Source organism: Myxococcus sp. CA039A, assembly GCF_013336645.1.
Classification (GTDB): domain Bacteria; phylum Myxococcota; class Myxococcia; order Myxococcales; family Myxococcaceae; genus Myxococcus; species Myxococcus llanfairpwllgwyngyllgogerychwyrndrobwllllantysiliogogogochensis.
This window is the reverse complement of sequence record NZ_JABUMQ010000494.1, coordinates 1-5,566: the sequence shown is the minus strand read 5'-3', so window position 1 is coordinate 5,566 and position 5,566 is coordinate 1. Positions and strand designations below refer to the sequence as shown.

Sequence of the window (5,566 nt, the reverse complement as noted above, 5' to 3'; positions counted from 1 at the left end):
GGGCAGAACTTCGGGGAGGCGGGCGGCGGGACGGTGCTCGGCCAGTTGGACGGCACGTACCTGTTCAGCCCCACGCTGACGTTCAAGGGCGGCTATCTGCGCATGCTGGAGCCGGTGGCGGCCTACGGCATGTTCCGGGACGACCGGGTCTCCGCCGAGGCGCGCGCGTTGCTGGGCGGCAAGCTGACCTTGCACGCGATGGGCATGGTCGACTTCCTGAGCTTCTCCGGCAACCGTGGCGACACGGTGGTGACGGTGGACGCGGGGCCCGAGTACCAGTTCCGTCCGTGGCTCACCGGCGCCGCGGGCTACATGCTGAGCAACCGCTCATCCTCCGTGGATGGCGGCGGCCTGAACTACACGCGCCACGAGGGGTATGCTCGCCTCTCGGTGACGTACTGAGCCCCCGCAGCGCCGCGGAAGCTTCCCCGCCCACGAGGTCTCCTCCCGGATGAGAACGCTCCGCCTCTGTCTCGCCCTGCTCCTGTCGGGAACGCTGTCCGCGTGCTTCGGCTCGGCGCCGCGTCCTCCTCCCCCCACGCCCACGCCAGCGGCCGAGGCGGGTGAGGCCCGCTCCGGCGGCGGCACGCTGGGGCCCGGGGACGTGGTGGAGGTGCGTGTCTTCCAGGAGCCCGAGCACTCCGGGACGTGGCGCCTGTCACCCGAGGGCACCATCGACTACCCGCTGTGCGGCAAGGTGCCGCTGCGCGGGACGACCCCCAGCACCGCGGCGGACACGCTGCGCGAGTGCCTTGCGCGCTACGTGCGCCGGCCGCAGGTGTCGGTGCTGATCCGCGAGTACAACTCGCACAAAGTCTTCGTCTTCGGCGAAGTGCAGAAGCCCGGCACCTTCCCGGTGGATGGAGAGATGTCCATCGTCCAGGCGATTACGCTCGCGGGCGGCTTCACCAAGCTGGCGGCGAAGAACAACACGCTGGTGACGCGCGTGGTGGACGGCCTGGAGCGGAAGATTCGAGTGCCCGTCGAGGACATCGGCGTGGGGCGCGAGAAGAACTTCATGCTCCAGCCCGGCGACATCGTCTTCGTGCCGGAGAGCTTCTTCTAGGGGCGCGGTGTCCAGCCCAGCTCGTCGATGAAGTGCCGGGCCTCGGAGAGCAGCACCGGAGCCAGCGCGGGCGCGGAGGCGATGACGTCACCGCGCATCACGCTGAACGGTGCGCCCGTGACATGGCGGATGACGCCTCCGGCCTCCTCCACGAGCAGCGAGCCCGCGGCGATATCCCAGGGCTTGAGGCCGAACTCGAAGAAGCCATCGAAGCGACCTGCGGCCACATAGGCCAGGTCCATGGCCGCGCTGCCCGTGCGACGCATGCCCTGAGCGCGCAGGACGAAGCGGGTGAAGAGGCCCACCGGCCCCTCCGGCTTCTCGCGGACGTCGTAGGGAAAGCCCGTGCACAACAGCGCCCTGTCCAGCCTGTCCACGGTGCTGGCGCGCAGCGGGCGGCCATTGAGCGTGGCGCCCTCCCCTCGCGCGGCGGAGAACAGCTCATCCAGCATCGGGTCATACACGGCGCCGGCCAGCACGCCGCCAGGGCCCTCCACGGCGACGCTGACGCAGAAGTGCGGCACGCGGTGGGCGTAGTTGGTGGTGCCGTCGAGCGGATCCACCAGCCAGCGCAGGCCATCCGTGCCCGCCGTCGCGCCGCTCTCCTCCGCGAGGATGGCGTGGGTGGGGTGACGCTCGCGCAGGAAGGCGAGCAGCGCCTCCTCCGACGCGCGGTCCGCGTCCGTCACCAGGTCGATGCCACCCTTGAGCTCGATGATGCGCTCGCCCGGGAAGCGGTCGGCGAGGATGCGGCCCGCGAGCCGAGCCCCCTCCTCCGCGGTGCGGCGCAGCTCGGCGGGAGTCTCCGGGGCGGTGTCAGCCATGACGTCTCCTGGGCGGGCTACGGCGCGGGCTCGGCCAGCAGCGCTTCGATTTCCGACTGGTACTTGGTGAGGAACTCCTCGTTGAAGCCCTCGTGGACGTGGCGCACCACGCCGCGCTTGTCGATGAAGTACGTCGTGGGCATGCCGCGCACCTTCAGCGTGCGCTCGGCCACGCGGGCGTTCTCGTCAACGAGGACGGGCAGGCCCACCTTCACTTCCTTCAGGAACGGCTCAATCGCGCGCGCGTCCTCGTCCACGTTGAGCGCGTAGACCTTGAGGCCCTTGGCGCCGTACTCGCGCACGAGGTTCTCGTAGAAGGGCAGCGCGTCCCGACAGGGCTCGCACCAGGTGGCCCACACGTCGACCAGCACCACGCTGCCCCTGTCGCTCACGAGGTCATACAGCTCGCCACCGGGGTAGCGCTTCACCTGGAAGACGAGCGGCTGCGTGGCGGAGACCTGCGTGCCCTGCTCCTCGGGGCCCCCGGGCACGGCGGGCGTGAGGGGCGGCATCGTGCTGCTGCGAGCACAGCCCGTGATGGACAGGACACCCAGGAGGACGGTGAGCGGGAGGCGCATGTCAGGCAGTCTCCCCCGAGCGGGCCTTCAAGGCCACGAGCAGCTTCTCGATGAACCCACCGAAGGCGCCGTTGCTCATCACGAGCAGCACGTCACCGGGGCGAGACTCGCGCGCCACCAGGTCCACCATGGCCTGCACGTCGGTGGAGCCCTCGGCCGCGATTCCCTGGGCCTGGAGGTCCGCCACCAGCTTGCGCACGTCGAGCTCCTCGCCGACGGGCACCTTGTCATGCCGCTCGGGCACCTTGAGGCTGGCGCGGGCCGCGCCGGTGAAGGCGTGGGCGTAGTCCTCCTGGTGGATGTTGCGGCGGCTGGTGTTGGAGCGGGGCTCGAAGATGGCCCACAGCCGACGCTCCGGGTAGCGATGGTGGATGGCGTCGATGGTCTCTCGCACGGCCGTCGGGTGGTGCGCGAAGTCGTCCACCACGAGGATTCCATTCGGCTCGCCGCGAGGCTCCTGCCGCCGCTTCACGCCCCGGAACGTGGACAGGCCCTTGGCGATTTCGTCGAAGGACAGGCCCAGCCCGCGCGCGGCGGCGATGACACTCAGCGCGTTCTCCACGTTGTGCAGGCCGCCCATGGGCAGCTCCACCGTGCCGAGCACCGTGCCGCGCTCCACCACCTGGAAGCGCGCGCCGTTGGCACCGAAGGAGACCTCGCGAGGGACGTAGTCCGCGTCCGCACCCTCCTTCGCGACGTACGTGACGACGCGGCCCTGGCAGCCCTCGCGCGCGAGCTTCACGGCGTTGGGGTACGCGGCGCAGACGATGAGCTGCCCGTCCGCGGGGATGAGCCGGACGAACTTCTCGAACGTCGCCTCGTAGTGGGGCAAGTCGCGGAAGATGTCCGCGTGGTCGAACTCCACGCTGGTGAGGATGGCGGTGCGTGGGCGGTAGTGGAGGAACTTGGAGCCCTTGTCCCAGTAGGCGGTGTCGTACTCGTCGCCCTCGACGACGAAGTGCGGGCCTTTGCCGACGCGGTAGTTGCCCGAGTAGTTCTGGGTGACGCCGCCCACGAGGAAGGACGGGTCCTTGCCGGCCTCGACGAGGACGTGGGCCATCATGGAGGACGTCGTCGTCTTGCCGTGGGTGCCGGCGACGACGACGGAGTGCGAGCGGGCGAGGAAGAGCGAGCCCAGGGCGGCGGGGAAGCTCATCTGCTTGATGCCGCGCTCGCGGACGGCGGTGGCCTCGGGATTCACGCGGCGGATGACGTTGCCGATGATGACAAGGTCCGGCTTCGCGTCGTCCAGGTTCTCCGGGCGGTAGGGCGAGGCGGCGGGGATGCCCCACGCCTTGAGCATGTCGCTCATCGGTGGGTAGACATTCTCGTCGCTGCCGGTGACTTCGTAGCCGGCGGCCTTGAGCATTCCAGCGAAGGAGCCCATGCCGGTGCCCGCCACGCCCACCAGGTGGACGCGGCGGACGCTGCCGGGCTCGAGGGTGTCGAGGACGTTACCGTTGTCGTCAGCCATGCGTTCCCTGCGAGATGGCGGTGAGGCCGAGCGCCTCCACGACGAAGTCATGGAAGACGGGTCGGAAGTCGCGGATGCGCAGCTCCTGGCGGCCGAGCGCCACGCGGTTGGTGACGAGCGCCACCACCAGCGAGCGACGCAGGTCCACCCAGAGACTCGTTCCGGTGAAGCCCAGGTGCCCGACGGCGCCCGGAGGTGAGTCGCCCACGAAGCGGCCCGCGCTGGAGCCGACCTGGGACGGTGAGTCGAAGCCCATGGAGCGCGTGCTGCCCGGCACGAGCGCATCCGTGGCGAGCGCGCGGTGCCAGAGCAGGGCCGGCGCAATCACGGGGCTCGTCCCCGCGCAGCCATCGAGCACGGCCTGACCGAAGCGAGCCACGTCCACGGCGGTGCCGAACAGGCCCGCGTGTCCGGCGACACCGTCCATCACCCAGGCGTTGTCGTCATCGACTTCGCCGGGGCGCGTGGGCTGGGTGGGCACGTCCTTCCACAGTGACTCCTGACCGGGCGCGGGCTCGCGAGGGCGCATGGCGCCGGTGGGCGCGGGCATGGCGTCGGCGGGGAAGTCGGTGAGGCGGTGGAAGCGGGCGGAGAGGCCGAGCGGCTCGGCGACGTGGCGGGAGAAGAGCGTGTCGAGCGGGGCGCTGGCGGCGCGGGAGAGAATCTCGCCGAGGAGGATGAAGCCCACGTCGCTGTACGCGGTGCGCGTGCGAGGCGCGGCGGCGAGCGGCGTGGAGGCGGCGGCCTGGAGGACCTCGTCGCGGACGCGGGAGCGCGTGGCGGAGGGACAGGTGGCGTCGAGCATCTCGGGGTGGGCGGTGAGTGCCTGGGCGAAGAACGGGACGAAGGGAGGCAGGCCGGAGCGGTGGTAGAGCAGGTCCGCGACGGTGGCGCCCGCGTCGCCGACGGGCGAGCCAGGGAAGTAGCGGGACACGAGGGTATCGGGCCCCACCTTGCCTTCGGTCCACAGGCGGAGGAACAGGGCGGTGGTGCTGATGACCTTCGTGAGCGAGGCGAGGTCGAAGCGCGTGTCGCCAGAGACTTTTCCCGCGACGCCGCCGAAGACCTGGACGCCCCGGTGGAGGACGACGGCCTGGGCGGCGGGGAAGACGCCGATGCCCACGGCCTCGTCGAGCAGCGTCTGGAGGACGGCGATGGGGTGTTGTTCAGGAGGGGCGCTCATGCGCGCACGGCTCCTTCGAGGAATGTGAGCCGGGCCGAGTCCGCGTCCAGGCGAACCTGCGTGCCGAGGGCCACGGGGTAGTTGAGGGCACCGTGGCCGATGGGGAAGCCCGCCGCGCAGGGGACGCCCGACTCGCGAGCGAGGTCTCGGAGGACGTCGCCGCTGGTGTAGTCGGTGCCCCGCTCCTCGCAGGCGGTGAAGTCGCCGAGGACGATGCCGCGCACGCGGGAGAAGACGCCGGCGAGGCGCAGTTGGGTCCACATGCGGTCGAGGCGATAGGGGCGCTCGGTGACGTCCTCGAGGAGGAGCACGGCGCCGTCGAGGGGCGGCAGGTACGGGGTGCCCAGGAGGGTGGCGAAGACGGAGAGGTTGCCGCCGACGAGGTGGCCCTCGGCGGTGCCGGGGACGTAGGTGGCGGTGCCGGTCAGCGGGGGCGGGGCC

6 protein-coding genes and 1 pseudogene are annotated in these 5,566 nt (G+C 70.8%); 2 read left to right on the top strand and 5 right to left on the bottom strand.

Annotated elements, in window-relative coordinates:
- Positions 1-402, top strand: a pseudogene (locus HR086_RS44255) (hypothetical protein); the annotation flags it as partial.
- 49 nt (positions 403-451) lie between these two features.
- Positions 452-1,066: a polysaccharide biosynthesis/export family protein gene (locus HR086_RS44250; RefSeq protein WP_174468646.1), complete on the top strand. Its 615-nt coding sequence runs from the start codon at positions 452-454 to the stop codon at positions 1,064-1,066.
- Here HR086_RS44250 and HR086_RS44245 read toward each other — a convergent pair.
- The 5 genes from HR086_RS44245 to HR086_RS44225 form a co-directional block, all read right to left on the bottom strand.
- Positions 1,063-1,890: an inositol monophosphatase family protein gene (locus HR086_RS44245; RefSeq protein WP_174464203.1), complete on the bottom strand. Its 828-nt coding sequence runs from the start codon at positions 1,888-1,890 to the stop codon at positions 1,063-1,065. The genes HR086_RS44250 and HR086_RS44245 overlap by 4 nt on opposite strands.
- 17 nt (positions 1,891-1,907) lie before the next feature.
- Positions 1,908-2,468, bottom strand: coding sequence for a TlpA disulfide reductase family protein (locus HR086_RS44240; protein WP_174464204.1), 561 nt, complete (start codon positions 2,466-2,468; stop codon positions 1,908-1,910).
- Position 2,469: 1 nt separating this feature from the next.
- Positions 2,470-3,942 carry a UDP-N-acetylmuramate:L-alanyl-gamma-D-glutamyl-meso-diaminopimelate ligase gene (gene mpl / locus HR086_RS44235; RefSeq protein WP_174464205.1) on the bottom strand — a complete coding sequence of 491 codons (1,473 nt, stop codon included), beginning with the start codon at positions 3,940-3,942 and terminating at the stop codon, positions 2,470-2,472.
- Entirely contained in the window at positions 3,935-5,125 is a 1,191-nt protein-coding gene (locus tag HR086_RS44230; protein WP_174468645.1) for a serine hydrolase, read from the bottom strand. The genes mpl and HR086_RS44230 overlap by 8 nt, the downstream gene beginning before the upstream one ends.
- Positions 5,122-5,566 (bottom strand): LD-carboxypeptidase (locus HR086_RS44225; protein WP_174468644.1); only part of this gene is annotated, 445 nt, incomplete at its 5' end. The genes HR086_RS44230 and HR086_RS44225, both read right to left, overlap by 4 nt.

What these genes read in the sequence shown, in the direction of transcription:
- HR086_RS44250 (WP_174468646.1), top strand. Translation starts at nt 452, where the DNA reads ATGAGAACGCTCCGCCTCTGTCTCGCCCTGCTCCTGTCGGGAACGCTG.
- HR086_RS44240 (WP_174464204.1), bottom strand. Translation starts at nt 2,468, where the DNA reads ATGCGCCTCCCGCTCACCGTCCTCCTGGGTGTCCTGTCCATCACGGGC.
- HR086_RS44230 (WP_174468645.1), bottom strand. Translation starts at nt 5,125, where the DNA reads ATGAGCGCCCCTCCTGAACAACACCCCATCGCCGTCCTCCAGACGCTG.
- mpl (WP_174464205.1), bottom strand. Translation starts at nt 3,942, where the DNA reads ATGGCTGACGACAACGGTAACGTCCTCGACACCCTCGAGCCCGGCAGC.
- HR086_RS44245 (WP_174464203.1), bottom strand. Translation starts at nt 1,890, where the DNA reads ATGGCTGACACCGCCCCGGAGACTCCCGCCGAGCTGCGCCGCACCGCG.